This window comes from Synechocystis sp. LEGE 06083 (genome assembly GCF_015207725.1).
In the GTDB taxonomy this organism is placed as follows: Bacteria; Cyanobacteriota; Cyanobacteriia; order Cyanobacteriales; family Microcystaceae; genus Synechocystis; species Synechocystis salina.
This window is the reverse complement of sequence record NZ_JADEWJ010000019.1, coordinates 1-23,928: the sequence shown is the minus strand read 5'-3', so window position 1 is coordinate 23,928 and position 23,928 is coordinate 1. Positions and strand designations below refer to the sequence as shown.

The 23,928-nt window shown below is 48.4% G+C and carries 25 protein-coding genes and 1 pseudogene; 13 read left to right on the top strand and 13 right to left on the bottom strand.

Annotated elements, in window-relative coordinates:
* Positions 1 to 244 precede the first annotated feature (244 nt).
* Both IQ219_RS02745 and hypF read left to right on the top strand, forming a co-directional pair.
* Positions 245 to 1,741 carry an FAD-dependent oxidoreductase gene (locus IQ219_RS02745; RefSeq protein WP_194071632.1) on the top strand — a complete coding sequence of 499 codons (1,497 nt, stop codon included), beginning with the start codon at positions 245 to 247 and terminating at the stop codon, positions 1,739 to 1,741.
* A 45-nt stretch (positions 1,742 to 1,786) separates the two neighbouring features.
* Complete coding sequence (hypF, locus tag IQ219_RS02740) at positions 1,787 to 4,090, top strand: carbamoyltransferase HypF (RefSeq protein ID WP_194071631.1); 2,304 nt, start codon at positions 1,787 to 1,789, stop codon at positions 4,088 to 4,090.
* An 11-nt stretch (positions 4,091 to 4,101) separates the two neighbouring features.
* Here hypF and rnc read toward each other — a convergent pair whose 3' ends face one another.
* The 6 genes from rnc to petB form a co-directional block, all read right to left on the bottom strand.
* Positions 4,102 to 4,845 carry a ribonuclease III gene (gene rnc / locus IQ219_RS02735; protein WP_194071630.1) on the bottom strand — a complete coding sequence of 248 codons (744 nt, stop codon included), beginning with the start codon at positions 4,843 to 4,845 and terminating at the stop codon, positions 4,102 to 4,104.
* A gap of 6 nt (positions 4,846 to 4,851) precedes the next feature.
* The gene (locus IQ219_RS02730) at positions 4,852 to 5,013 is read right to left on the bottom strand and encodes a DUF5989 family protein (RefSeq protein ID WP_190599471.1); all 162 of its coding nucleotides are present in this window, start codon (positions 5,011 to 5,013) and stop codon (positions 4,852 to 4,854) included.
* A 34-nt stretch (positions 5,014 to 5,047) separates the two neighbouring features.
* A complete protein-coding gene (locus tag IQ219_RS02725) occupies positions 5,048 to 5,455 on the bottom strand; it encodes an SxtJ family membrane protein (RefSeq protein ID WP_194071629.1) in 408 nt (135 codons plus the stop codon).
* A gap of 142 nt (positions 5,456 to 5,597) precedes the next feature.
* Complete coding sequence (locus IQ219_RS02720) at positions 5,598 to 7,067, bottom strand: glycosyltransferase family 1 protein (protein WP_194071628.1); 1,470 nt, start codon at positions 7,065 to 7,067, stop codon at positions 5,598 to 5,600.
* Positions 7,068 to 7,349: 282 nt separating this feature from the next.
* Positions 7,350 to 7,832 carry a cytochrome b6-f complex subunit IV gene (gene petD, locus IQ219_RS02715; RefSeq protein ID WP_190599474.1) on the bottom strand — a complete coding sequence of 161 codons (483 nt, stop codon included), beginning with the start codon at positions 7,830 to 7,832 and terminating at the stop codon, positions 7,350 to 7,352.
* Positions 7,833 to 7,960: 128 nt separating this feature from the next.
* Positions 7,961 to 8,629, bottom strand: coding sequence for a cytochrome b6 (gene petB / locus IQ219_RS02710; RefSeq protein WP_010873378.1), 669 nt, complete (start codon positions 8,627 to 8,629; stop codon positions 7,961 to 7,963).
* Between the two features lie 223 nt (positions 8,630 to 8,852).
* Here petB and IQ219_RS02705 point away from each other — a divergent pair, with 223 nt between their 5' ends.
* Positions 8,853 to 10,343: a hypothetical protein gene (locus IQ219_RS02705; protein WP_194071627.1), complete on the top strand. Its 1,491-nt coding sequence runs from the start codon at positions 8,853 to 8,855 to the stop codon at positions 10,341 to 10,343.
* Here IQ219_RS02705 and IQ219_RS02700 read toward each other — a convergent pair.
* From IQ219_RS02700 to tpiA, 3 genes are read right to left on the bottom strand one after another with little or no spacing between them, the layout of a single operon-like run.
* Positions 10,297 to 11,253, bottom strand: a complete 957-nt coding sequence (locus IQ219_RS02700) for an amino acid ABC transporter substrate-binding protein (RefSeq protein WP_194071626.1) — start codon at positions 11,251 to 11,253, stop codon at positions 10,297 to 10,299. The genes IQ219_RS02705 and IQ219_RS02700 overlap by 47 nt on opposite strands.
* A complete protein-coding gene (locus IQ219_RS02695; protein WP_194071625.1) occupies positions 11,250 to 12,269 on the bottom strand; it encodes an AI-2E family transporter in 1,020 nt (339 codons plus the stop codon). Before IQ219_RS02695 ends, IQ219_RS02700 begins: the two co-directional genes overlap by 4 nt.
* 21 nt (positions 12,270 to 12,290) lie before the next feature.
* Positions 12,291 to 13,019, bottom strand: a complete 729-nt coding sequence (tpiA, locus tag IQ219_RS02690; RefSeq protein WP_194071624.1) for a triose-phosphate isomerase — start codon at positions 13,017 to 13,019, stop codon at positions 12,291 to 12,293.
* Positions 13,020 to 13,219: 200 nt separating this feature from the next.
* On the opposite strand from tpiA, the gene IQ219_RS02685 reads away from it, so the two are divergent.
* Together IQ219_RS02685 and IQ219_RS02680 are read left to right on the top strand one after the other, a co-directional pair.
* Positions 13,220 to 13,807, top strand: coding sequence for a GerMN domain-containing protein (locus IQ219_RS02685; RefSeq protein ID WP_228016665.1), 588 nt, complete (start codon positions 13,220 to 13,222; stop codon positions 13,805 to 13,807).
* Positions 13,808 to 13,952: 145 nt separating this feature from the next.
* Positions 13,953 to 15,104: a histidine kinase gene (locus IQ219_RS02680; protein ID WP_194071622.1), complete on the top strand. Its 1,152-nt coding sequence runs from the start codon at positions 13,953 to 13,955 to the stop codon at positions 15,102 to 15,104.
* Positions 15,105 to 15,194: 90 nt separating this feature from the next.
* Here the strand turns inward: IQ219_RS02680 and IQ219_RS20470 are convergent.
* Positions 15,195 to 15,269 (bottom strand): annotated as a pseudogene (locus tag IQ219_RS20470) (hypothetical protein); the annotation flags it as partial.
* A gap of 235 nt (positions 15,270 to 15,504) precedes the next feature.
* Between IQ219_RS20470 and IQ219_RS02675 the strand changes: the two are divergent.
* From IQ219_RS02675 to IQ219_RS02650, 6 genes are all read left to right on the top strand, one after another.
* Positions 15,505 to 16,863: an MlaD family protein gene (locus IQ219_RS02675; protein ID WP_194071621.1), complete on the top strand. Its 1,359-nt coding sequence runs from the start codon at positions 15,505 to 15,507 to the stop codon at positions 16,861 to 16,863.
* A 95-nt stretch (positions 16,864 to 16,958) separates the two neighbouring features.
* A complete protein-coding gene (gene folD, locus IQ219_RS02670) occupies positions 16,959 to 17,843 on the top strand; it encodes a bifunctional methylenetetrahydrofolate dehydrogenase/methenyltetrahydrofolate cyclohydrolase FolD (protein ID WP_194071620.1) in 885 nt (294 codons plus the stop codon).
* A gap of 93 nt (positions 17,844 to 17,936) precedes the next feature.
* Complete coding sequence (locus IQ219_RS02665) at positions 17,937 to 18,137, top strand: DUF751 family protein (protein ID WP_010873367.1); 201 nt, start codon at positions 17,937 to 17,939, stop codon at positions 18,135 to 18,137.
* A 58-nt stretch (positions 18,138 to 18,195) separates the two neighbouring features.
* Positions 18,196 to 18,597 carry a 30S ribosome-binding factor RbfA gene (gene rbfA / locus IQ219_RS02660; protein WP_194019633.1) on the top strand — a complete coding sequence of 134 codons (402 nt, stop codon included), beginning with the start codon at positions 18,196 to 18,198 and terminating at the stop codon, positions 18,595 to 18,597.
* A 116-nt stretch (positions 18,598 to 18,713) separates the two neighbouring features.
* Positions 18,714 to 19,316, top strand: a complete 603-nt coding sequence (locus tag IQ219_RS02655) for a peroxiredoxin (RefSeq protein ID WP_190599484.1) — start codon at positions 18,714 to 18,716, stop codon at positions 19,314 to 19,316.
* A gap of 155 nt (positions 19,317 to 19,471) precedes the next feature.
* Entirely contained in the window at positions 19,472 to 19,996 is a 525-nt protein-coding gene (locus IQ219_RS02650; protein WP_228016664.1) for a hypothetical protein, read from the top strand.
* 80 nt (positions 19,997 to 20,076) lie between these two features.
* Here IQ219_RS02650 and nrdR read toward each other — a convergent pair whose 3' ends face one another.
* Positions 20,077 to 20,562, bottom strand: a complete 486-nt coding sequence (gene nrdR / locus IQ219_RS02645) for a transcriptional regulator NrdR (protein WP_190597572.1) — start codon at positions 20,560 to 20,562, stop codon at positions 20,077 to 20,079.
* A 154-nt stretch (positions 20,563 to 20,716) separates the two neighbouring features.
* On the bottom strand, positions 20,717 to 20,812 hold the full coding sequence (locus IQ219_RS02640) for a photosystem II reaction center protein T (RefSeq protein WP_010873362.1): 96 nt from the start codon (positions 20,810 to 20,812) through the stop codon (positions 20,717 to 20,719).
* 270 nt (positions 20,813 to 21,082) lie between these two features.
* On the opposite strand from IQ219_RS02640, the gene purF reads away from it, so the two are divergent.
* The gene (gene purF, locus IQ219_RS02635) at positions 21,083 to 22,570 is read left to right on the top strand and encodes an amidophosphoribosyltransferase (protein WP_194071619.1); all 1,488 of its coding nucleotides are present in this window, start codon (positions 21,083 to 21,085) and stop codon (positions 22,568 to 22,570) included.
* Positions 22,571 to 22,595: 25 nt separating this feature from the next.
* Here purF and IQ219_RS02630 read toward each other — a convergent pair whose 3' ends face one another.
* Complete coding sequence (locus IQ219_RS02630) at positions 22,596 to 23,204, bottom strand: DUF4126 domain-containing protein (RefSeq protein WP_190597570.1); 609 nt, start codon at positions 23,202 to 23,204, stop codon at positions 22,596 to 22,598.
* An 85-nt stretch (positions 23,205 to 23,289) separates the two neighbouring features.
* Between IQ219_RS02630 and IQ219_RS02625 the strand changes: the two genes are divergently transcribed.
* On the top strand, positions 23,290 to 23,928 hold a 639-nt coding region (locus tag IQ219_RS02625; RefSeq protein WP_228016663.1), incomplete at its 3' end, for an ABC transporter ATP-binding protein.

Here is a 23,928-nt window from a genome sequence, read left to right as displayed (position 1 = left end):
CGACATTAACCAAAAAATAGCGGCCATGCCATAGGCAAAGGGAGAGCTAAAATAGCTTAATAGTTCTTTACGAAGAATAGCGAGCAGATTATACAGGGTGGTCATGGGAAGAGAAAGGTCGACAGTGGCGGAGTGTCCGAGAACCCTAGGCTCTGGTTGCTGTGCCTAGCCATGGCCTTGGGTTGCCAGATTAAATCTAGAATAGGGGGGTTAAGGCTCCCATGGATGAGTTCAGCATAGTTTAATGGTCCAACTTAGTGCGGCGGCAATTAATCGAGTCGATGTGGCCGTCATTGGGGGAGGCATTGCGGGGGTGGCGATCGCCGAATATGTGGCCCGCCATACTAACCTGTCAGTGCAGTTGTTGGAAAAAAATAGCCATTTGGGGGGGGATTCCTCTGGCAAATTGGAGGGCTGGTTCCACACGGGGGCTTTATATTCAGGCCAGGACGATGGTCAGACTTTTTTTAACTGTGTTAATGGGGTGGAAGATTTACTCAACCACTACAGTAGTTATTTTGCAAGTCGCTGTAATTTGACCCTAGGGCAATATGACCACGGTTACCGCCCCACAGTTAGCGGCGCAGGTTGGTTTGACCCCAATCCGGTTTATCTCATCCATCCCCAACGCCATTCCCCAGAAATGCTCCAGTCTGGCCTCAAGGGCGATCGGGTGCAGTTGGAAATGCAGTTAAAGCGGGTGTTAGGCCGTTTAGAAATGGCCTATGGGCAACAGTTCAATTGGCGATCGCCGACGGGTCATGGAGCGGCAGCACCGGACTATGGCCATTTAGAAAGTTATGAACAGCGGGGCTGTAGCCTCTTAAGTCAGTCAGAAAAAATTAGTCATTATTGCCAACAATTTGACCTCAGCCATGGGGTAGAACCCAGTGACTATGCCCTGCTGAAAAGTTTGGACTGTGCCATGGATACCCAGGGCATTTTGCAGGATCTCACGGCCAGCGCCCTGGCCCACGGAACGGCGATCGCCACCGGGATTAATTTAGAACAAATTAATGTAGATCGTTATGGCCCGGTGAGGGTACAAAGTATCTTTTATCGGGATCGCCAGGGACAGCAACATTACCTGAAGGCCAACGCGTTTATTTTTGCAGTGGGAGCAGGCTTTGATCGGATTTTACCCACCCTCCAGGTGCGAGCCAAGCTGAAACGGAGTCGCAGCACCATGGTGGTGGCTTATCCTGCCGTTAGTCCCCATAATTTTGTGCGGATGTCCACCAAGAATTCTTACCATTTCAATCATTTTTTCCAGCGGGCAAATATATTTGACTCTTCACAATCTTTAAACTATTCCATGCTGGCTAACTCTGGTTATGTTAGCAATGAAAATGACTGTTTAGCCAGTGGGGAAATTGAATTACTTTTAGATACGGCGGCACGGTATTTTGGCGAAGACAATTTATATCAACGTCAACTCTGGAGCTACGATTGCATTAAAACAGAATTTATTAGTGACGATGTTCAAAAACGTCGTTATAGCTATTGGATTGAAGTGAATCCCCAAAGTAATTATCTTTGTGTATTACCGGGTAAGTTTTCCTTCTTTCCCACAGTGGCAGTGCAAACTCTCAAGCAGTTAAAAACCATTTTGCCAGCCCCAGAAATTGACCGGAACCATCAGGATTATCACGCCTATTGCGATCAAGCTCAAGCCCTCGTCGCTTCTCCCTATCCCCATCAATTGTTGGCGGCTCATTTGAAAAATAAAGCTAATTCCTAGCTGTGGAATGGTTGGTTATTTAACAATATTAATGGAAGTAGAATAATGTTAAAAACCGTTGCCATACAAGTGCAGGGAAGGGTACAAGGAGTGGGTTTTCGTCCTTTTGTTTATACCCTTGCCCAGGAGATGGGACTAAACGGTTGGGTAAATAATTCTGCCCAAGGAGCCACCGTTGTTATTACTGCTAACGAAAGGGCCATCGCCAACTTTACGGATAGATTAACTAAGGCATTACCTTCCCCTGGTTTGATTGAAGAGTTAACCGTTGAACAGTTACCTTTTGAAAATTTTACTAACTTTACTATCCGCCCCAGTAGTGATGGACCTAAAACCGCCACCATCTTGCCAGATTTATCCACTTGTACTGCTTGTTTAGCAGAATTATTTAATCCTGGCGATCGCCGTTATCTTTATCCTTTCATTAACTGTACCCATTGCGGTCCCCGTTACACCATTATTGAAGCCTTACCCTATGACCGTTGTCGTACTACCATGGCTAAATTTTGCCAATGTGCTGACTGCGAAAGGGAATATGAACAGCCTGGCGATCGGCGCTTCCATGCTCAACCCAATGCCTGCCCCCGCTGTGGTCCCCAACTTGCCTTTTGGGACTGCCAAGGTAAGATAATTGCCCAAGCAAATGATGCTTTAGATCTGGCTATTGATAATTTAAAAGTAGGTAATATTATTGCTGTCAAAGGCTTAGGAGGATTTCATTTATGTTGTGATGCCACTAACTTTAAGGCAGTAAAAAAGCTCAGAGCAAGAAAACAACGACCAGATAAACCGTTGGCGGTAATGTATGGCAATCTTGGTCAAATTATGGAGCATTATCAACCCAACCAGAAAGAAATTGAGTTGTTACAGAGTGCCGCCGCTCCCATTGTGTTGTTAAGCAAACAGTCGCAGTTAATTTTGACAGAAAACATTGCCCCTGATAACTCCACTGTGGGAGTAATGTTAGCCTATACGCCCCTCCATCATTTATTACTAAAAGGTTTAGATAGACCCATGGTAGCCACCAGCGGGAATTTGGCCGGGGAACCAATTTGCATTGATAATTTTGATGCTTTAAACCGTCTGCAAAACATCGCTGATGGTTTCCTGGTCCACGATCGCCCAATTGTTTGTCCAGTGGATGATTCTGTAGTGCAAATAGTGGCAGGGGAAACCTTGTTTTTACGCCGAGCCCGGGGTTACGCTCCCCAACCTATCACCTTACCTCAGTCCTCTCCTAAACATTTATTAGCGGTGGGAGGTCATTATAAAAATACAGTGGCGATCGCCAAACATAATCAAGCTTATCTTAGCCAACATTTAGGAGATTTAGATACCATCTCCACCTATCAAGCATTTGAGCAAACCATTGCCCATTTAACCCAACTATACGATTTTTCTCCCCAGGAAATTATTGCTGATCTACATCCTGACTATCTCAGTCATCAGTATGCCGAAAATCAAGCTTTACCTGTCACTTTTGTGCAGCATCACTATGCCCATATTTTAGCAGTTATGGCGGAACATGAAATTATGGACGAGCCTGTACTAGGCATTGCTTGGGATGGCACGGGCTACGGCATGGATGGCACCATTTGTGGAGGAGAATTTCTTAAAATCACCCATAACACTTGGCAGAGAGTTGGCCATCTACGACCATTTCCTTTATTAGGTAATCAGCAGGCAATTAAATATCCCCATCGCATTGCCTTGGCGCTGTTATGGTCAACTTTTGGTGATAATTTTTCTGGGGATTATTTAAAAAATTGGTTGGGTTTCAACAATGATTTTAAAGACGAAATAACCACCAACTTAAATAAGGATCTAAATAACAAAAATTTACACCATCTTTGGCGACGGGGGGAAGCATCCTTAACTTCGAGTATGGGTCGCTTGTTTGATGGCATTGCCGCTTTAATTGGATTAATTGATCAAGTAACCTTTGAAGGTCAGGCTGCAATGGTTTTGGAAGCTCAAGCCAGACCTGATTTAACAAAGGAATGTTACCCTTTCACCTTGATAGATCAGGGAAATAAATTAGTAGTGGATTGGCAGCCCTTAATTAGGGCAATAACCATGGAAGAAAGAACAAAAATCAATCTAATTGCGACTAAATTTCATAACACCCTAGTGGCTTTAATTGTAGCTGTGGCTAAACGCCAAGGAGTGAAAAAAGTAGTTTTGGGGGGAGGATGTTTCCAAAATCGTTATTTACTTGCCAATGTCATCACTGCTTTAAAAAAGGCGGGCTTTTGGCCCCTTTGGCCCAGACAATTACCCCCCAATGATGGTGCTTTATGTGTGGGTCAACTGTTAGCTAAAATTCAGCCGAGGCAATATATCGGTTAGCTTTTTTCACCCTAATGACCCTCACTTGTCTTAGCAATGGGCAAAATTTCCTTTGCAATGAATTCCTGATAAGCTTGTTGGGCAGCAGCCTGTTCTGCACTTTTTTTTGATGGACCGCTGCCACTACCTAAATGGCGATCGCCAAGCCAAACCGTTGCCTGAAAACCTGATTGCTGGGGCAAATTTTGATCTAGGGGTTCTACCCGGTATTCCGGCAAACATTTGTAATGGGCTTGGGTCCATGCCTGCAAGGCTTCCTTATAGTTATGGAGGGCAGGATCTTGTCTAATTTCAACGGCTTTTGCGAGCAAATGTTCACTCAACCAAGGGCGGATCAAAGACAAATCCCCTACGCTTAGGTAAAGGGCTCCTAATAAGGCTTCAAAGCTATCTGCCATTAGGGAAACTCGCCCATTTTTATCTGCTAATACTGCGGGGGTAATCCACAGGAATCGGTCTAGGCCATACAATTCTCCCCAACCGGCAAGGGTGCGATCACTGACCAAAATAGCCCTCAGGGCAGACATTTCCCCCACCGAAGTCTGGGGGTAGTGTTCCATCAGCACTTCCGCTGAAGCTAATCGCACCACCGCATCGCCAACGAACTCCAGTTGCTGATAATTTTCTTCCGGGGATTGACTGGCGTGGGTCAGGGCCAAATCCAGTAGCTTCCAATCCACCGGATCATTCTCGGTTAACCCCAACCGTCGCAGTAGGGCCTTTAACTGGGTTTGACGATGGGGAAGCAGGGACATACGGGCTTAAAAGAGGGTGTAAATAAAAGGGGCGATCGCCGATCCTTGGGTGAAAACAATTAATGCTCCCAGAAGGACCAGGGTTAAAATCAGCGGTAATAGCCAATATTTTTTTCTTTGCCGCAAAAATCCCCAAATATCCTGCAATAATTCAATAAATCCTTCCATAAAGTTATTTTTAAGCGTTGATCAACAATTGGAGTTAGTAGGGTTTTTGCAGATGGTTAATGTCCCGGGGACGACATGGCGATCGATAGGTTACCCGTTGAGGCTCCAATTGACGGGCCATGGTATCCCTTTTCAATAATTTCATCACCAGGGCCATGGGGGTAACCACCAACGCAAAAATTAGGGTCAGGATAATGCGGCTATTAATCCACCCTAAAACGTGGCCAATTTTTAGCCATAGTTCATACACCGGGCCCAAACTGCGAGGAGTGAACAGTCCCAGAAAAACAAAGCCAGCGGCGATCGCCCAGGGCAATATGGGTAATCCGTGGCCCTTGAGCAGGGGAATGAGTAGACCAAATAGAAAGGCAATCATCCCTGCCATAATCCAGGCAAATTCCCGCAGCATTTTGACCGTGGGGGCAGTCTTCGTATTCGTCATAACACTCGACAAGATGGCGATCTTTGGACGGGTTGATGTTAGCAGACTTTTAACTAAACTAGATTAAGCTATTTTGCCGACCATGCAGTTAAAAATTTAACCTCCTCCAAGACAATCTTCCCCTTACTCAGCGCAAATAATTTTAGTGTATCTTAGTTCCTGTAAACGCAAATAATTTCTTCAATGCTTTTTTACATAATCTTTTAATTGTCTTTTTTGTGTTTGACAATTCTTGAATTTGTTGTGAGGAAGTCTCAAGTTCAATTTGGAGGACTTGGTTATTAGTTTCTAATTGGATAATTTGCAGGTTTTGCCGTTCTATTTGCTCGATTAAGGTTTTATTTTCCACTTCTAACTGGGCATTTCTGCCCGCCATATTATGATTATGGGCTTGTAAATGGTCAATTACATGATTTGCTTCCGCGTTTTTCCATTCAAGTTCCCCCAATAGAACACGATGTTTAAGCTCTTCCACTTGACATTCCCGAAAGTCTTGCCAAAGGGCAGTGAAATTCTGTTTTTGGGGTCTATTTTTATTATCCTCAATAGTTTTTAGGCATAGCTGACTAATTTTAGTGGCGGTTGTCCACCAAGAAAATTTTTTCGCTTGCTCTTTGCCCCTGGCAATTAATTCATTGCGAATGGTTGGAGTTTGCACTTTTTCTAAGGCTGCAACCATTTCTACTACATCTTGGCCGCCAACATAGATAACCGCATCTTCCCCCACCTCCGGCAGCGAAGAATTATGGCAAGTAATCACAGGACAATCGCAAGCCATGGCCTCAAGAATGGGTAAACCAAATCCTTCATACAAAGAAGGGTAAACCAAGGCGATCGCCCCGGAATAAAGGCACCTTAATTCCCAATCCGTTGGTCGAACTAAACAAACATTAATGTCACTAGCTAGGGCAGCTAATTCTGACTCTAAGATAATCTCTCCCCCAACACAAACAAGGGTAAGTTTTTGGAGATCTTTGCTGGCCTGGAAGGCTTGGAATAGAATAGTTGCGTTCTTATACTGATTAAGACTTAAACGAGACCCGACTAAAAGTAAATAGGGAGAGTTGATGGCAAACTTATACTTGACGGCGGCAATTTCTGCGGCAGAAGCAGGGGAAAAGATACTATCTACACCATTATGAATAATATTTACTTGGGAAGCCTTAACTTCGGGACAAAGTTTGAGCAAGTCCTTCGCTGTATTTCTAGATACCGTAATATACTGACTGGCATAAACTATGGCATAGCGTTTTTCTCGCCACCAGAATTCGCTTAAATCTAAGCCAATTACCTCCGGAATCATGTCATGAATGATTAAAACCGAGGGAGTATATAACGGAGTAGTGTAATAGGTAGAAATAAATAAGTCGGCATTAAATTGATTACAAATATCCTGCAGTTTGCCAGAAAATAACGCCTCTTCTTGATAATTAAATGGGGGGAGATGGTAGTATTGCACCCCTGGTAGTGATGGAGCAGTATGACCTCGATCAATTAGAACAATATTTTCTATGAAACCAGAATCGCACCATTTTTCCAACAGAGTTCGCCAAACCCGAGCGATGCCTGTGTCAGCAATTTGAAAGAAGATGCCATCAATAACAATTTTCATGGACTGTCAAGGTTTGGAGGCCGTTCAAGTTTGCAATCAGGATTTCGCCGTCAAAAAAAATTCCTCTGGAAACATATAACGTTCACAAAGGAATCTATGCAGTAATAATATCTTGGATTTAGGCCGCTGGCCCTGGAAGTTACCTAAAAAATACTTCTGTTTTTTCTGTTTTGACAACAGGTAACAGATGAAAACTTTCCTAGACAACCCCCAGAACTTGAGCCACTTTTGCGAACCGGGCCGGAGCAGTGAAACCTGCCCCAGGGAGAAACACATTTTTTCCTAGAACAGGCCCAGGGTCAGGGACTTATCAATGGGGAAAGTTGCGCCAGCTCCCAGCCATAAAGCCGCCGCAGTGCCGAACAAGAAGATGGTCATGGCAATGGGACGACGGAAGGGGTTTTGGAATTTATTCACACTTTCAATGAAGGGTACCAACATCAAGCCGAGGGGAATGGCAGCCATGCAGGCGATTCCCAGAAGTTTGTTGGGGAGAATGCGCAGAATTTGGAAAGTGGGGTACAAGTACCATTCAGGCAAAATTTCCAGAGGGGTCGCAAAGGGATCCGCTGGTTCACCGATCATGGCGGGGTCAAGGATGGCTAATCCAGCAATTAGTCCCAAAGCACCCAAGATGCAGATGGGAAACATGTAAAGAATGTCATTGGGCCAGGCCGGCTCACCGTAATAGTTGTGGCCCATGCCTTTGGCCAGTTTGGCCCGTAAATCGGGATCGCTGAGATCCGGTTTTTTGATAATGCTCATGGGGCGGAGGCTCCAAGTTAAGGTTTTTTAAGGATTTTCTAGATTCTCTAATCTGTTTCAATATTCGGCAATTTGGCAACGTTTGAAACGAAATTGCCCTATCAAATCAGATTAGTAGGGGATAGAAATTACAAAGGACCAGAAATGCCTTGTTTGCGGATCATCAGGAAGTGCAACAGCAACAATACGGCGATCGCCCAGGGCAGGACAAAGGTGTGGAGGCTGTAAAAACGGGTCAAGGTAGCCTGACCAACACTTTCACTACCCCGCATGAGGGTCACCAATTGATCCCCAACCACGGGAATGGCGGCCGGTACACCGGACACAATTTTCACTGCCCAGTAGCCCACTTGGTCCCAGGGGAGAGAGTAACCGGTTACACCAAAGGTAACAGTAGTGACGGCTAGCATCACGCCGACAACCCAGGTCAATTCCCGGGGCTTTTTGAAACCGCCGGTGAGGTAAACCCGGAAAACGTGGAGAATCATCATCAGCACCATCATGCTGGCGGACCAACGGTGAATGGAGCGGATCAGCCAACCGAAGTTGACTTCATTCATGATGTATTGGACAGAGGCAAAGGCTTCCGTGACCGTGGGTTTGTAGTAGAAGGTCATGGCAAACCCAGTGGCAAACTGGATCAGGAAGCAGGTCAGGGTCAGGCCCCCCAGGCAGTAAAAAATGTTTACGTGGGGAGGAACATACTTGCTGGCAATGTCGTCGGAGATGGCTTGCACTTCCAGGCGATCATTGAACCATTGAAAAACTTTTGATTCGGTGACTTCTTTTGAAAACATTGAAGCTAGACTTCTCTTAAGGATCAGGGATGGAGGGGGTTGACTCCAGCGGAGCCGTAAAATCGCATATAATCAGCGTACTATGACGGTCTGACCAAGGGTGGAAAAGCTCCCAAACTTGGCAAAAATGAGAACTACTCATCACAAAATGTAACACAGCTTTAAGCCCTGAGGAAAGGGAAGTCCGGCTGTGGTGCTGCTCTAAAATTTTGCTCCTCTATCCATGCTCGCTAAATATTTTTCCGAACCCATTGATCGTGCGGCCCTAAGTTTGATTGGTGTCCTTAGTGCGGCGATCGCCGTGGTGGGGGTGGGTCATTACACCTGCCAAGACAATAATCAGTGCATATTTGCCAACCGTCCCCGGGTACAGGATTTTAGTTGGGACGGGGCCCACTTGGGGGCCAAGGACAGGGCTTTTATCATCACCTTCGACCGTCCCATGGATCAACGGGAGGTAGAAAAGAATTTGGTCATTACCCCAGCCCTACCGGGAAAAATTAGTTGGGCGGGGCGTCGCATGGCCTACACCTTGGAAAATCCCATTCCCTACGGCACCGATTACGATCTGCAAATTACCGATGTGCGGGAACAGTATGCCGGTGAGCACCATGGGCAAATGATGGCTCCTTTCACCAGTAGTTTTCGCAGTCGAGACCGGGCCTTTGCCTACATTGGCACTCAAGGGATCGAGCAGGGGCGGATTATTTTCTACAACCTCACTAAGCAGAGAAAAACTATTCTCACTCCACCGGGGCTGACCGTGGTGGACTTCAAATTCTATGAGGGGGGCAAAGCAATTCTGTTTGCCGCCGCCGAAAGTCAGTTGGGCTTTGAGGGGCTCCGGCAATTGCAGTTATACCAGGTGCCCGTGGTGGAAAGTGACAACCCCCAGGAATTGCCTAAACCGACTTTGGTGCTGGATAACCAGGAGTTTCAGAATAATCAGTTCGATGTGAGTGAGGACGGCAAGTCCATTGTGGTGCAGAGGGTCAATCGTCAAAATCCCGCTGACTTCGACCTCTGGATGCTAAAAAATCAGCAAAAGCCGGAACGTTTGAAGGTACAGGGTGGAGACTTTCAAATTGCCCCGGATAACCAGTCTCTGGCGGTGGCCCGGGGGGAAGGCATTGGCATTTTGCCCTTGCAACCGGAAGCCAAGCCGTTGGATTTTCTGCCCAAATTCGGCCAACTGTTAACTTTTTCCAGCGATGGTAGCGCCGCCGCCCTGGTGAACTTCAATACGGAGGATGCCCAAAAACGCTTCCAAAGAACCCTTTTCTTTGTCAACACCCTCGGGGTGCAAAAGGAATTGGTAGATACGGACGGCTCCATTGTCAGTTGCGAATTTGGCCGCAATAATCAAACTCTCTATTGTTTGTTGACCAAGCTTTTGCCTGGGGATGAATATATTGAACAGCCCTATTTTGTCCAAATTAACGTCAACAGTGGTGAAGTTTTTCCCATGCTTAAGCTCCAGGATTACCGGGACACCCAAATGAGTCTTTCCCCCGACGGTTTGGCCCTGTTATTTGACCAAGTAATTATCGACCCCGAAACCCCAGCCAATAGTCGCTTGAACACTGATACCGGGGAGGCGATCGCCGATAGTCAATTGTGGCTCCTGATCCCCCCCCTAAGGCCAGAGTTGGGGCAACAGGCGGAACTTAAGGCTCTTTCTTTGATGGGTTTTCGTCCCCTGTGGGCTCCTTAATAGATGATGGGTTTTGCCTGGCCTGACAATGTTGTTCTACCCTTTCCAAGGCGGGGAAGAGGGGACCCAGCCAGCGGCGGTAAATATCCCGGGAATTGGGGGAAGTCACAACCCGATTAACCAAATCTTCCCATTCCGGCTGATCGGCGGGCAAAATTAGTCCATAACCCTGGCAATCTAGGGGATAGGAGGGATAAAGGCGATAACTCCGCCCGAGGGGAAGGTCTAGCACCAAGGCTTCTCCAAACAGCAAAATGCCATCACTGGCAAAGGCATCAATGCGCCCCTGCATTAAGGCTTCCACCCCCAAGCGCCGCGCGGTAAAACCCTGAAAATTAATCAGTTCTGCTTCGGGGTAACGTGCCGCTAAAAATTCACTGTTACTGGTGCCGCCCAAAACCCCAATTCTTTCCCCCCGCAAATTGCCATCGCTATCAAATTCCCCCAGGCGATCGGTGGCCACTAAAAATTGGGTTCCTGTAACGAAAAAGGGCTGGGAAAAGGTAATGGGCAACTGTAAGTCACGGCGGATGGTGTTGGGGCCACATTCCACCACCACTACTTTTTCCGCCACGAGATTGAAGCGATTGAACAAACTGGATTGGTAAAATTTCACCAGCAAAGGCTGACCCCCCAGGGTGGCAGATACCTCTGTCTGTAGGGCTTCGATGAAGTCCACACAAATGCCTGTCCATTGATTGGCCGGGCCGTCCCGAAAACCAAAGGGAACCGAGTCGTCCCGAATGGCCACCCGTAGTAGGCCGCTTGCCCGAATGGATTCCAACACCGTTTCAGCCTGAGCTACGGGCATCACAAAACTCTGTAAAGCCCAAGCTAATAGGGGCAGTAGGGGGCGGAGCATGGGGAAAGATTTTGAGTGGGAGAGACGGGCACCATTGCGATTGCTCATTGCCAATTGTCCAAAAGATCTTTAAACAGAGCTTCTTCAATCCAGATTTTTAAAACCACCGTCAGGGGTAGGGCCAGGATCAACCCTAAAAGTCCGAATATGCTGGCAAAAAATAGTTGGGCGATGAGGGTAACGGCAGGCAGAAGGGAAACTTGCTTCGCCATGACAATGGGGGTTAGCCAATAGCTCTCCACATTTTGAATAAGGAAATAGAGAATCAGCACGGCAATAATTTTCCAGGGGGCATCCAGCACCGCAATCATCAGGGGGAAGACCACACTGGCGGCGGGACCGATGTTGGGAATAAAGTTTAAAATCCCCGCCATCAAAGCATGGACTAGTACTAATTTAATTTGCAGTATCCATAGGCCAATGCCGCTGAGACCAGCGATAAAAAAAGAATTAATTACAATGCCCGTCAACCAATTGCCCAGGGAAGATTCCGATTGGGTGAGGATTTCGTCAGCCCGGCGGCGGTAAAAGGAGGGAAATAACTTGAGGGTCCCCCGTCGATAGGCTTGGGGAGAAAACAACATCATCACGGCGATCGCCAGGATGAAAAGTATTTGCAGGACGGCAGTAACGGAATTGGAAAAAAAGCTAATCAGGGAACTAAGGGCATTGGCCCCCAGGGCGGAAATGGAATCCGGTAGGTCATCAACGGAAAAAGCCTGGCTAAAAAACTGCACCTCTACCCGGTCGTGCCAGTCCTCGAACAACCTCTCCAGGCGATCGCCAACTTTAGGCAGAGAACTGAGCAGCACTTGCAATTGCTCCCAAAAAGGAGGAATGACCAAGAGAAAAAATAGGGCCACCGTCACCGTGACACTAATCAGGGTAATGGCCAGGGCCAAAGGTCGTTTAATACCCCAGGTCTGCAATTGTTTAACCAAACGATTGAGGGCTGTGCTCAGCACAATGGCCAGGAAAAGCAGTAACAGCAGTTGGCGGATTTCCCAAGCCACATAGGCCGCCATTACCAAACAAGCTAAACCTAACCACTGACTAAGCTTCATTACACCAGTCAATCAATCTACTCAGGGCTGGAAATTAACAATGCGGGCAAGGCTCTGGGGTTCCAGACTAGCTCCCCCCACCAAAGCTCCATCAATTTCCGGTTGGGCCATAATTTCATCCACATTGTTGGCGTTGACCGAACCGCCATACTGGATGGTGACCTGAGAATTAGTTAACTGTTCCCGAATTAACCCGATGACCCGATTGGCCTCCGTCGCCGCACAGGTGTCCCCTGTACCAATGGCCCAAATCGGTTCGTAGGCAATGATTAAGTTGGATTGATCCACATTCACCAAGCCTTTTTTTACCTGGTCAATGATGACCTGTTCCGTTTCCCCGGCATCCCGTTGGGCCTTACTTTCCCCCACACAAAGAATGGGAATTAAGCCTGCCTTTTGGGCCGCCAATACCCTTAAGTTGGCAGTTTCGTCCGTTTCACCAAAATATTGCCGTCGTTCACTGTGGCCGATAACCACATAATGAATACCAATTTCCGCCAACATAGCCGCCGAAATTTCTCCCGTGTAGGCACCGCCGGGCTCCCAATGGACATTTTGCGCCCCTAAGCGAACCCTGCCGCCATGGAGTTGTTGGGACATGCCGCTTAAATCGGTGAAAGGAACACACAACACCACTTCACGACTTTCCGCCGCATCTTCGATTAAAGGCTTAAACTCCTGCAAAAACGCTTGGGCCTCCGCCTGCGTCTTATGCATTTTCCAATTGCCCGCAATAATAATTTTTCGCACGATTCCAATCTTTAACGATGAAGGTCACAACAAAATTTGCCAACCCCCAGTTTACGTCGTCCGGGGTCGTCACCATTGATTAATCAGCAACTAACCCCCAAACTAAGCTGGTTGAACCCAGATTAATACCGCCCTTGCTTTTAATCTAGCCTGGTTGAGAAGATAAACTGTAACTAATTGCGGCCCTGGTGGAGAAAATTATGAGCCAACAAAAACCGTTTTCGTCCCTGACCGGCTTTGCTCTGGCCGCTTTGGTGGTGGCCTTGGTTGGTACCGGCTTTGCCCTCTGGACTGGGTTTAATCTTTCCCAACGTTCCCCCACGGTCACAGTGGACCCCGATAAACCCGACATGGCCATCCCCGGACAGGCACAAATTTACTGGCTCAGTAACAATGACACGGCGATCGCCTTTGTGCCCCAAAATATTCCCCCCAACAATGATCCACCGGAAGTGCAGACGGAGCGGGCCCTGAAAACCCTCTTAGCTGCCCCCAACAGCGAAATTTCCGCCATTCCCCCCAACACCAGCCTTTTGAGCCTCACCAAAACCGCCACCGGCATCAACGTTGACCTATCGGCCCAATTTACCGCAGGGGGAGGTAGCCAAAGCATGATCGCCAGGCTGGGACAAATTGTTTACACTGCCACCAGTACAGATCCCAATCTTCCTGTCCGTTTACTGGTGGAGGGAGAACCTCTAACAGTACTAGGGGGAGAAGGGTTGATGATCTCACAGCCCATCACCCGCAAGCAATTTGAAACGGATTTTATGCCCCCTGATCGTTGACAATTATGGTCATGGTCTGCTCATCTATGGTGAGGACAGTCGGAATTGTCACGGTTTTAGCCGGTACAAGTAGCCCCATTTAACTAGATTCAGACTGGACCTTATCAGTCCGGATACCCTGTTTTTAAAAGCCGAACGCTCTGCAATGTCCTCCCCCTCCGAACTTGGTAATGCGTCCTCTGTCCCGCTGCAGTTTTTGCTGTTCATCGACGATCGCCCCAACTCCCAAGACAGTGTGCAGGAAATTGGTCAATGCCTCACTAACCTGTTGGAGGGACACAGCTATGACCTACAAATCCTCCAAATCAGTAAACATCCCCACCTAGTAGAACATTTTCGTCTGGTCGCCACCCCCTCCCTGATCAAAATACAACCAGAACCACGACAGGTTTTAGCTGGCAGTAATATCATCCAACAATTACATAAATGGTGGCCCCGGTGGCAACAGGAATTAGAAACAGACTCTGGCCAAGAAGATACGGTTCAATCCCCCAGTTGTCCTCGGGAAATTTCCTCCGTGGGTTATTCTGGGGAACTGATGAAAATGTCCGACGAACTTTTTCTGCTCAAAAAAGATAAGGAAGAGTTGCTCCAACAAATACAGTTCAAGGACCAGATTTTGGCCATGTTGGCCCACGATTTACGTAGTCCCCTCACCGCCGCCTCCATTGCCGTTGATACCTTGGAATTGTTACAACACAAACCCATTGAAGAGCAGAAACCTGCCCTCATAAGCCAACTCCTGCATCAAGCCCGCAAGCAGTTCAAAATTATGGACCGCCTAATTGAAGATATTTTGCAGGCTTCTAAAAATCTTAATTCTCAGTTTCAGGTCCAGGGTTGTCCCCTTGCCATTGCCGATCTTTGCCAGGAAATTCTGGAATTGTATCAGGTAAAATTTAGTAAAAAAAATCTCAGTATTACCTACGACATTCCCAAAGATTTACCCAATGTTTTTGCCGATGAGGAATTAATTCGCCAAGTGATTGCCAATCTTTTGGACAACGCTATTAAGTACACTCCTCCCCATGGCTCCATTACAGTGGGGGCTCTCCATCGCACTACCCAAAAAGTTCAGGTCAGCATCACCGACAACGGCCCCGGCATTCCCAATTCCAAACAAGAAACCATTTTTGAAGGACACTTTCGACTACAACGGGACGAACAAACCGATGGCTATGGTTTAGGTTTGTCTCTCTGTCGCAAAATCATTCAGGCCCACTACGGCCAAATTTGGGTGGATAGTCGCCCCAAACAGGGTAGTTCTTTTCACTTTACATTGCCCGTTTACCGTTGACTCCCGAACCAGTTTTTGGCGGAGTTTGAAGCACTCTAGTTCAAGGCTGGCATGGTGGCATGTCATGGAAATTCCATCCCTTAGTTAGCTTTAAAGTAGATCGATAACCAAGACAGAATGGCTTGCCTGAAACAAATCAGGGGCAGCAACCAGTCCCCACAGACCTGAACCAACTACTACGAAGCCATAGGAAGAATGATAGGGACATCAGACTACAGCGCCGATTTAAATTTGCTTACCGTGTATTTTGTCACTGGGAATCATTGGCCATGGAAGATTTTGCAAGGTGTTGGACTTTGCCTAAAATATTGCCATCCGTGGAACTTTGGCTGGGGAAATACAGTTCAATGATTTTAATAGTCTTGTGAGCAGCTCGAGCAAAATTTTCTGAATTACCCCAATGACAGCAGGACGAAACCAGCGCCTATCGCCCGTATTGTTGCAGAGTAGTATCGGACTGTTAATTTTGACTGCTTTGTTTCTCTTGGTGGTCAGCACCCTTTGGCTCAAAAATTTTCGTTTTGGTTCCCGTTCCTACCGGGCCACGGTACTTTTTAGCGATGCGGCGGGAATGTTGGTGGGCACCAGAGTTGACTATCGGGGGGTCCGGGTTGGTCAGGTGGTTAGCGTCACACCCCAGCCGGATGGGGTAGCGGTGGAGGTGGAAATTAGCCCCACCGATCGCCTAATTTCTAGTCGTGTGGAAATTCAGGCACGCCAATCGGGGTTAATTGGGGAAACTTCCATCAATATTGTTCCCACTACCACGGTTTTGCCCCAGGAAGTGGACTATAACCCCCTGGATAAGGACTGTAATCCTGAAGTGATTATTTGCAACGGTTCCATTTTGACGGGTCAAGATGCCCTGGATGTTAACGCTCTGATCCGGGCCATGATGCGTATTTCTGACTTTTTCAGCGAGCCCCAAATCAATGAAGCCATTCGGGCCTTGGCTACCCAAACTCCAGAAGCATTGAAGGATATTAGTCAGTTCAGCAACGAAGCGGCTACCCTGTTACGGGAAATCAACCAGGACGGAGGCGTAAAAAATATTCGTCGTACCCTTAATTCCGTTGATCGCACGGCCCAAGACCTATCAACTTTGAGCCGGGAAGCCACTGGTACTATCCGCTCCCTTAACCAAAGTGGCACCGTTGGCGAAATTAACCGTAGTTTACGTTCTGTTGGGTCAGCGGCGGAACAAATTCAGGCTTTTTTGGAAGTTAATAATCAACGCCTGGGGGCGACCCTTACCAGTCTCCAGGGCACCAGCGACCAGTTACAGATCAGTGTTAAAAATCTGGAACCCCCTTTGGTGCAACTATTAACCCAGGTCAACGACCAAGATACGGTGGGCAACCTCAATCAAGCCTTAGTAGATCTCAAGGCAGTGGCGGACAATGCCAATCAGTTGACCGTTAATCTGAATCAATTTGCCGATCGCCTCAATGATCCCCAAACAATTATTTTGTTACAGCAGTTGTTGGAATCGGCCCGGGCCGCCACCCAGAACCTGGAAAAAATCACTTCCGATGTGGACCAAATCACCGGCAACCCAGCTTTGCGGGAACAGTTAATTCGCCTCATTCAAGGACTAAGTAATTTGGTTTCCACCACAGAACATCTGACCAAACAGGTGCAATATGCCCAGCAACTAAATCAACTTTCCGATGATTTGGCCATGGTGGCCCGAGCCCAGGAATTGCAAACTCCCACAGTGATTCCCGCCGAACCCCAAAAAGCCGTTACAAAACCCTAGGAAACCTCTAAAATTAGCCAGCAAGTCTTTCCGATCGCCCAGATAGTTGGTTGCCAACTTACTGCAAATTATTTCAAATTCCATTACCTTTGCCCATGACTGCTGTGCCCCCATCCTGCCAAATCCTTGACGGTAAAGCCCTCGCCCAGAAAATGCAGGGGGAGTTGAAACAGGAAATTGCCCAACTGGTGGCCCAGGGACACCGATCGCCTGGGTTGGCGGTGTTGATGGTGGGGGACAATCCGGCCAGTGCGGTGTACGTCCGCAACAAAGAAAAGGCCTGCGAAAAATTGGGCATGGTTTCCTTTGGCAAGCATTTTCCTGCTGATACGGACCAGGAAACCTTAACGGCGGCGATCGCCAGCTTGAATGAAGACGAACGGGTGGACGGCATTTTGGTGCAATTGCCCCTGCCGGATCATCTTGATGCGGTCAAACTTTTGCACACCATTGATCCGAGCAAAGATGCGGATGGTCTCCACCCAGTCAACTTGGGTCATTTAGTGCGGGGGGAAGACGGTCTGAGGAGTTGTACCCCAGCGGGGGTGATGGCCTTGTTGGCGGAATATGACCTTGAGCTAACCGGCAAAAATGCGGTGGTGTTGGGGCGCAGTATTCTAGTGGGCAAACCCCTGGCCCTGATGTTGCTGGAAAAAAATTGCACTGTCACCATTGCCCATTCCCGTACCCAAAATCTGGCCGATATTACCCGCCAGGCAGACATTCTCGTAGCGGCGATCGGTAAGCCGGAATTTGTCACCGCTGATATGGTCAAACCAGGGGCGATCGTGGTGGATGTGGGCATTAATCGTCTGGAATTGGGCGAGGGCAAATCGAAACTAGTGGGAGATGTGGATTTTGCCGGGGTTGCTCCCATGGCCAGTTATCTCACCCCTGTACCCGGTGGCATTGGCCCCATGACGGTGACTCTTTTGTTAGCTAACACTGTGGCTAGTTATCGACAACGGTTGGGCCTTTGAGGCCGGGTCTATTGCTACACTGGGGGGCGGACTTGAAAAACCCTAACCCTTGGGATAATCGAGTTAGCGAACCATTCCACCAAACCAATAACCATGGGTGATTTTTTAGCCAACGTTTCCCGTTACCCCCGGTATCTGATCAGTTTTACCCTCGGCATATTTTTCTCCGTTTTTACCTGGCTTCAACCCCTCTTAAAAAATCGTGTCGGGGCGATCGCCCTGATGGGACTACTGGTCAGTGGATTCATTTTTCTCTATTTCACCCTACGGGCCATGTTAGGATTGACCGTGTAGAGGGAGTTTGGGTTAATCTGCCCAGGCTCAAACTTTTTTGTTGCCGAGGAGCAGGTCTATGGCCACCAGTCGTCGAGTTTCCCGGGTGTCGTCCCTAATTAAGCGGGAAGTCAGTCAAATGCTTCTCCACGAAATTAAAGATGACCGGGTGGGCACGGGCTTGGTTAGCGTTACGGAAGTGGAAGTTTCCGGTGATCTACAGCACGCTAAGATTTTTGTCAGTATTTACGGCTCCCCCGAAGCCAAAGCCTCCACCATGGCCGGATTGCACTCCGCCGCTCCCTTTGTCCGCCGAGAACTGGGGCAAAGGATGCGTTTGCGGCGCACCCCAGAAGTTTCCTTTTTAGAAGACCGCTCTTTGGAACGGGGGGACAAAATTCTCAATCTCCTGAACAATTTGCCCCCGGCGATCGCCGATGAAGACTTGGCAGGCTCGGATTCTGATCCCGCCCCGGATTAACTTTCCCCACGGGCAGATTAGCTCGGTACGGGGTGCGATCAACCACCAACGATCCCACCACACAAGTTTCTCCGGTTACATTCAACACCACCTAATCAAGTTTTAAGCAAACAGCAATGACAGAGGTATTACGGGTAGGACGGCCAGCACCGGATTTCACCGCCACGGCGATCGTCGATCAGAGTTTCCAGACCGTCAAACTGAGCACCTACCGTGGTAAGTACCTGGTGCTGTTTTTCTATCCCCTAGATTTCACTTTCGTCTGTCCCACAGAAATCATTGCCTTTAGCGATCGCCACAGCGAATTTACCGCCCTAGATGCGGAAGTTTTGGGCGTCTCCGTGGACAGCGAGTTTTCCCACCTCGCCTGGATTCAAACCGAACGGAAACTGGGGGGCATCGGCGACATCAACTATCCCCTAGTGTCGGACCTGAAAAAAGAAATTAGCCAAGCCTATAACGTCCTCGAACCCGATGCGGGCATTGCCCTGCGAGGACTATTCATCATCGACCGGGAAGGAATTCTCCAATACGCCACCGTCAACAATCTCTCCTTTGGCCGGAGTGTGGACGAAACTCTACGGGTACTAAAAGCCATTCGCCATGTGCAGTCCCACCCCAACGAAGTTTGCCCAGTGGATTGGCAGGAAGGAGACAAAACCATGATCCCCGACCCAGAAAAGGCTAAAACCTACTTTGAAGCAGTGGCGGAACCTTAAGATTTAAGGTTTCCCTAGGCCGAAAAACCCAAGGCCAGAGTGAAAAATTTTGACTGGTAGGCGGACTGGCCAGAGAGAAACTATAGACGAGCTGATAGTTTTGCTAACATCGCTAACGCTGCGAATATCCACTGATTTTCAGACCTATTTTTCTGATGATTAACCCCCCTTTCCCCCGGCTGACCCCCATGGCTCCCCTGACTAAATCCCTAACCCTGGCTATAGCTGGCATTTCCCTGGCGGTGGGCCTGGCAACTCCTGGCCATGGCGAAACCTGTGTGCCCATTCCCTTAGTGGGAGGCCAGGGTAATACGGTGACGAAAACCGTGGCTGTTCCAACTATTCCCGCAGGGCCATTGGGAATGTTGGGCATTAACATAACCCGTAATAACTGGAATACGGATTGGGCAGTGCCAGGAGGAACGGTTTTTAAAAAATTCGTGATGACGGTAACCTCCGCTGAATCCAATCCCTTTGATATTCGGATGTTTTTAAAATATAGCGATCAAACCGCTACGGAGCTTTTCAATCAACAAGGTTTTGTCTTTAAGCCCAATACCCCCTTGGAAATTGTTGGTAACGCGACTCCCGAAGACCAGCCCTATCAGGTAAATCTTTTTGTCAATGGGCTAGACTCATTGGGCAAAACCTATACGGCCACCCTAGTTGGTTGTCGTTAAGTTTGGGGGTAATTTCCCGGTTACTTAATCTGGCTAACAGTTATTAGCTAGGGGGTAAATTGAAGCCTGGCGAAGATAATCTAGGACATGGTTGAATATTGCGGTTCAGGATGTTGTTCCCGTTGCAGTTGCTCCAGGGTATCCACAAAGTCTGCAATGCCTTGAAATCGGCCATACACGGAAGCAAAACGGATATAGGCCACTTCGCTTTCCTGGCGTAAATATTGCAACACCATCTGCCCGATCGCCTCGCTGTGAATTTCGCGTTTCGGCTGTTGTTGTAAATTGGCTTCAATCTCTTCAACAATATGTTCTAGGCGCTGGAAATTAATGTCAGTTTTTTCACAGGCCCGTACCATACCCTGCAGTAGTTTGGAGCGGTCAAAGGCCTGCCGTTCCCCATCCTGTTTAATGACCGTGACAGGTAACAACTCCAGCCGTTCGTAGGTGGTGAAACGGTGTTTACATTCCAAACATTCCCGCCTTCGCCTAATACTTTGGCCACCTTCGCTGGAACGGGATTCGAGGACGCGACTATTGTGATGCTGACAGTGAGGACATTGCATAATGGCGACAAAAAATGAGCTTAGCCCAACCTAACGCATACAAGAATGTTGCGTCAAAGTCAAGCCAGCCCACGGTTAAGACAGAGGTAAAAACTGGGGTTTCTAAGGGAGTATCCCGGCAAGAAACACCTGGGGGAGAGACCCTTTAATAAGGCTATTTTTCGATGCGGGGGGGTTCCCGGAAGGCGATCGCAAAGAAAAGGACCGCAAGGGCCATGGTCAGCACCAGAATGTAAGCAACACTTTCCATAATCTAAAAAATTCCTAAAAATTTATCCTTACACACTAATCTATACATTCCCCTGTCCCCTGACAACTAGACCAACTTAACCGGGAACCAAACACTGCGGTGGGGGCACTGCTTCTTTGCTAGTATGAGTTAACGATTAACAATTGATTAAGGAGTTTAGTCCCGTTCCCCATTGCCTTCCCTGTCTGGCGGGAATCCACCAATTCCCATAGTCTAGGATTTAGTTTTCGTCTCCGTTTTTCTCTACCCTGATCCAGGAAGATTGCCGCCATGTTTCCCTCCTCCAGTGAGTTGACTGAGTTGACCGATAGTCAGCCTTTGTCTGGCCACCATGCCGATAAACCAGAAGAAGCCTGTGGGGTGTTTGGCATCTATGCACCCGAAGAAGCGGTGGCCAAATTGACCTATTTTGGACTTTATGCCCTGCAACATCGGGGGCAGGAGTCGGCGGGTATTGCCACTTTTGCTGGAAAAACGGTTCATTGTCACAAGGATATGGGGCTAGTGTCCCAGGTTTTTCAAGAATCCAAACTCAATGAGATGGTGGGCAGTCTGGCTGTGGGCCACACCCGTTATTCCACTACGGGCTCCAGCCATCGGGTCAATGCTCAACCGGCGGTGCTCCCCACCCGTTTGGGACCCCTGGCCCTGGCCCACAATGGCAATTTGGTTAACACTAATCAGTTGCGGGAAGCTCTGGCGGAAAGGGGCTGTGAAGATTTTGTCACCACCACTGATTCGGAAATGATTGCAGTGGCGATCGCCAACGAGGTGGATAGGGGCAAAGACTGGGTGGAAGGCACCATTGCAGCTCTGACCCTTTGCACTGGAGCCTATAGCTTAGTGGTCGGCACGCCGGAGGGAATTATTGGAGTCAGGGATCCCCATGGCATTCGTCCCCTAGTAATCGGCATTTTAGAGGAAGAAATTCCCCGCTATGTATTGGCATCGGAGACCTGTGCCCTGGATATCATTGGTGCCACCTATATCCGCACAGTGGAAGCTGGGGAGTTGGTGTATATCACCGAATCGGGCTTAGTTTCCCATCGATTGGCCGAAAGCGCCGAGCGCAAACTCTGTGTGTTCGAGATGATTTATTTTTCTCGCCCGGATAGCGTGGTTAATGATGAAAGTCTCTATACCTACCGCATGCGCATTGGCAAACGGTTGGCTAAGGAATCCGCCATTGATGCTGATCTGGTAATGGGAGTGCCTGATTCTGGTATTCCAGCGGCGATCGGTTTTTCCCAAGCTTCCGGTATTCCCTATGCCGAGGGGTTAATCAAAAATCGTTACGTGGGGCGTACCTTTATTCAACCCACCCAACATATGCGGGAGCACGGCATCCGCATGAAACTCAATCCCCTCAAAGACGTATTGGCCGGCAAACGGGTCATTATTGTCGATGACTCCATTGTGCGGGGCACCACTAGTCGCAAAATCGTCCGAGCTTTACGGGAAGCCGGGGCCACGGAAGTACATATGCGGATTTCTTCCCCGCCAGTGACCCATCCTTGTTTTTATGGCATTGATACCGATAATCAAGATCAATTGATTGCGGCTCGACTAACGGTAGCGGAAATTGCCGAACAAATCGAGGTGGACTCCCTCGCTTACCTATCCCAGGAAGGCATGCTGTTATGCACTGGGGAAGATGTCTCCCATTTTTGTTCCGCCTGCTTCAACGGAAAGTACCCCATCACCGTACCGGATGTCGTCAAGCGATCAAAACTAATGCTGGAGAATATTACGGCTTGAAAAATTAGTCTAAATTCTAAATAGGTCATCGGTGATTTTTTGGCTGGGATGGCTGGTCAGGACTGCGGTTAGCCAAAAACCAGGTTCTCCAGGCGGTGGAACTGCGGACAACAATCCACAACAGCAAGATCGCAATTAAGCCACCATTTTGGGGAGCTTTGAAAGCAAATAGCACCAGTGCCACGGAGAATAAATCCTCTAAAATCGTTACCCAAAAAGGCAGACCCCGCAGACGAAAAAACCAGCCGATCGCCACTAGCCTTATAACCAAAGCAAAGAGGGAACCGATTGCTCCCACCACCCAAAGGGGAGGAAAACGGAAATCCATTTCCAGTTCCGAGGTCAGCAGCTTGGCCACGGTAATGGCCATCATTCCCCCCACCAAGGGTGTGAAAAATAATTGCACGATTTGCAGCACCCTCTGGCCGAGCAATTTCTTTGAGCCAAACAATTCAAACAAGGACCAACTGGTTAAAACTGCCACCACCACCTGGGGATTAACCCTCCAGAGTAGAGGCACTTCTGACCAGAGCTCACCCTGAATCAGACCAACGATTAACAGCGGTAGGGCAATGCGCATCCCCGCCGCCGCCGCCGCCGACAAAATTGCAAGGATTCCAAGGAGGGTGCTCATTAAAGTTCAAACCGGGAGGGCAAAACCGACCATATCAGGGATAATGTTAAGAAAAGTTGCAGATTAAATGGGAAGGAGTTACCTCATGGGCGTTGCTGTTCAAGTCAAACAACTCCGAAAAAACTACGGTGCGATCCCTGCGGTAAAGGACATTTCCTTTGCGGTGCCCAGGGGAGAGATATTTGGTTTACTTGGTCCCAATGGTGCCGGTAAGACCACCACGATCCGTTGTCTATGTACCCTCGCCAAGCCGGACGGAGGGGAACTATGGATTGATGGCGTAAACGTATTAAGCGATCCCCGCCAGGCCCGCCGCCGTTTAGGTTATGTGGCCCAGGAAGTTGCCATAGATAAAATCTTAACAGGTCGAGAATTGTTGCAACTACAAGCCTCCCTCTACCATCTTGATGCTAATGGCACCCAAAAACGCATCGACCAACTGCTAGATATTTTAGGTTTAACGGCCTATGCAGATCAGAAAACTGGCACTTATTCCGGCGGACTACGAAAACGTTTGGACTTGGCAGCAGGTTTACTGCATCAACCGGCCGTGTTGGTGTTGGATGAACCTTCGGTAGGCCTAGACATTGAAAGTCGCTTTATTCTCTGGGAATTTTTGCGGCAATTGCGAGATGCGGGCACCACCGTGGTGATCACAAGCCATTACCTAGAGGAAATTGACGCCCTAGCCGATCGCCTAGCCATCATTGACCAAGGCACAGTG

Bases quoted from the DNA above. Each gene is read 5' to 3' on its own strand.
- IQ219_RS02680 (WP_194071622.1), top strand. From the start codon at position 13,953: ATGTCCTCCCCCTCCGAACTTGGTAATGCGTCCTCTGTCCCGCTGCAG.
- IQ219_RS02705 (WP_194071627.1), top strand. From the start codon at position 8,853: ATGCTCGCTAAATATTTTTCCGAACCCATTGATCGTGCGGCCCTAAGT.
- nrdR (WP_190597572.1), bottom strand. From the start codon at position 20,562: ATGCAATGTCCTCACTGTCAGCATCACAATAGTCGCGTCCTCGAATCC.
- IQ219_RS02665 (WP_010873367.1), top strand. From the start codon at position 17,937: ATGGGTGATTTTTTAGCCAACGTTTCCCGTTACCCCCGGTATCTGATC.
- IQ219_RS02675 (WP_194071621.1), top strand. From the start codon at position 15,505: ATGACAGCAGGACGAAACCAGCGCCTATCGCCCGTATTGTTGCAGAGT.
- IQ219_RS02700 (WP_194071626.1), bottom strand. From the start codon at position 11,253: ATGAGCAATCGCAATGGTGCCCGTCTCTCCCACTCAAAATCTTTCCCC.
- IQ219_RS02685 (WP_228016665.1), top strand. From the start codon at position 13,220: ATGAGCCAACAAAAACCGTTTTCGTCCCTGACCGGCTTTGCTCTGGCC.
- hypF (WP_194071631.1), top strand. From the start codon at position 1,787: ATGTTAAAAACCGTTGCCATACAAGTGCAGGGAAGGGTACAAGGAGTG.
- IQ219_RS02630 (WP_190597570.1), bottom strand. From the start codon at position 23,204: ATGAGCACCCTCCTTGGAATCCTTGCAATTTTGTCGGCGGCGGCGGCG.
- IQ219_RS02745 (WP_194071632.1), top strand. From the start codon at position 245: ATGGTCCAACTTAGTGCGGCGGCAATTAATCGAGTCGATGTGGCCGTC.
- purF (WP_194071619.1), top strand. From the start codon at position 21,083: ATGTTTCCCTCCTCCAGTGAGTTGACTGAGTTGACCGATAGTCAGCCT.
- IQ219_RS02725 (WP_194071629.1), bottom strand. From the start codon at position 5,455: ATGACGAATACGAAGACTGCCCCCACGGTCAAAATGCTGCGGGAATTT.
- folD (WP_194071620.1), top strand. From the start codon at position 16,959: ATGACTGCTGTGCCCCCATCCTGCCAAATCCTTGACGGTAAAGCCCTC.
- petD (WP_190599474.1), bottom strand. From the start codon at position 7,832: ATGAGCATTATCAAAAAACCGGATCTCAGCGATCCCGATTTACGGGCC.
- IQ219_RS02650 (WP_228016664.1), top strand. From the start codon at position 19,472: ATGATTAACCCCCCTTTCCCCCGGCTGACCCCCATGGCTCCCCTGACT.
- rbfA (WP_194019633.1), top strand. From the start codon at position 18,196: ATGGCCACCAGTCGTCGAGTTTCCCGGGTGTCGTCCCTAATTAAGCGG.
- IQ219_RS02730 (WP_190599471.1), bottom strand. From the start codon at position 5,013: ATGGAAGGATTTATTGAATTATTGCAGGATATTTGGGGATTTTTGCGG.
- IQ219_RS02695 (WP_194071625.1), bottom strand. From the start codon at position 12,269: ATGAAGCTTAGTCAGTGGTTAGGTTTAGCTTGTTTGGTAATGGCGGCC.
- IQ219_RS02640 (WP_010873362.1), bottom strand. From the start codon at position 20,812: ATGGAAAGTGTTGCTTACATTCTGGTGCTGACCATGGCCCTTGCGGTC.
- IQ219_RS02720 (WP_194071628.1), bottom strand. From the start codon at position 7,067: ATGAAAATTGTTATTGATGGCATCTTCTTTCAAATTGCTGACACAGGC.
- petB (WP_010873378.1), bottom strand. From the start codon at position 8,629: ATGTTTTCAAAAGAAGTCACCGAATCAAAAGTTTTTCAATGGTTCAAT.
- rnc (WP_194071630.1), bottom strand. From the start codon at position 4,845: ATGTCCCTGCTTCCCCATCGTCAAACCCAGTTAAAGGCCCTACTGCGA.
- IQ219_RS02655 (WP_190599484.1), top strand. From the start codon at position 18,714: ATGACAGAGGTATTACGGGTAGGACGGCCAGCACCGGATTTCACCGCC.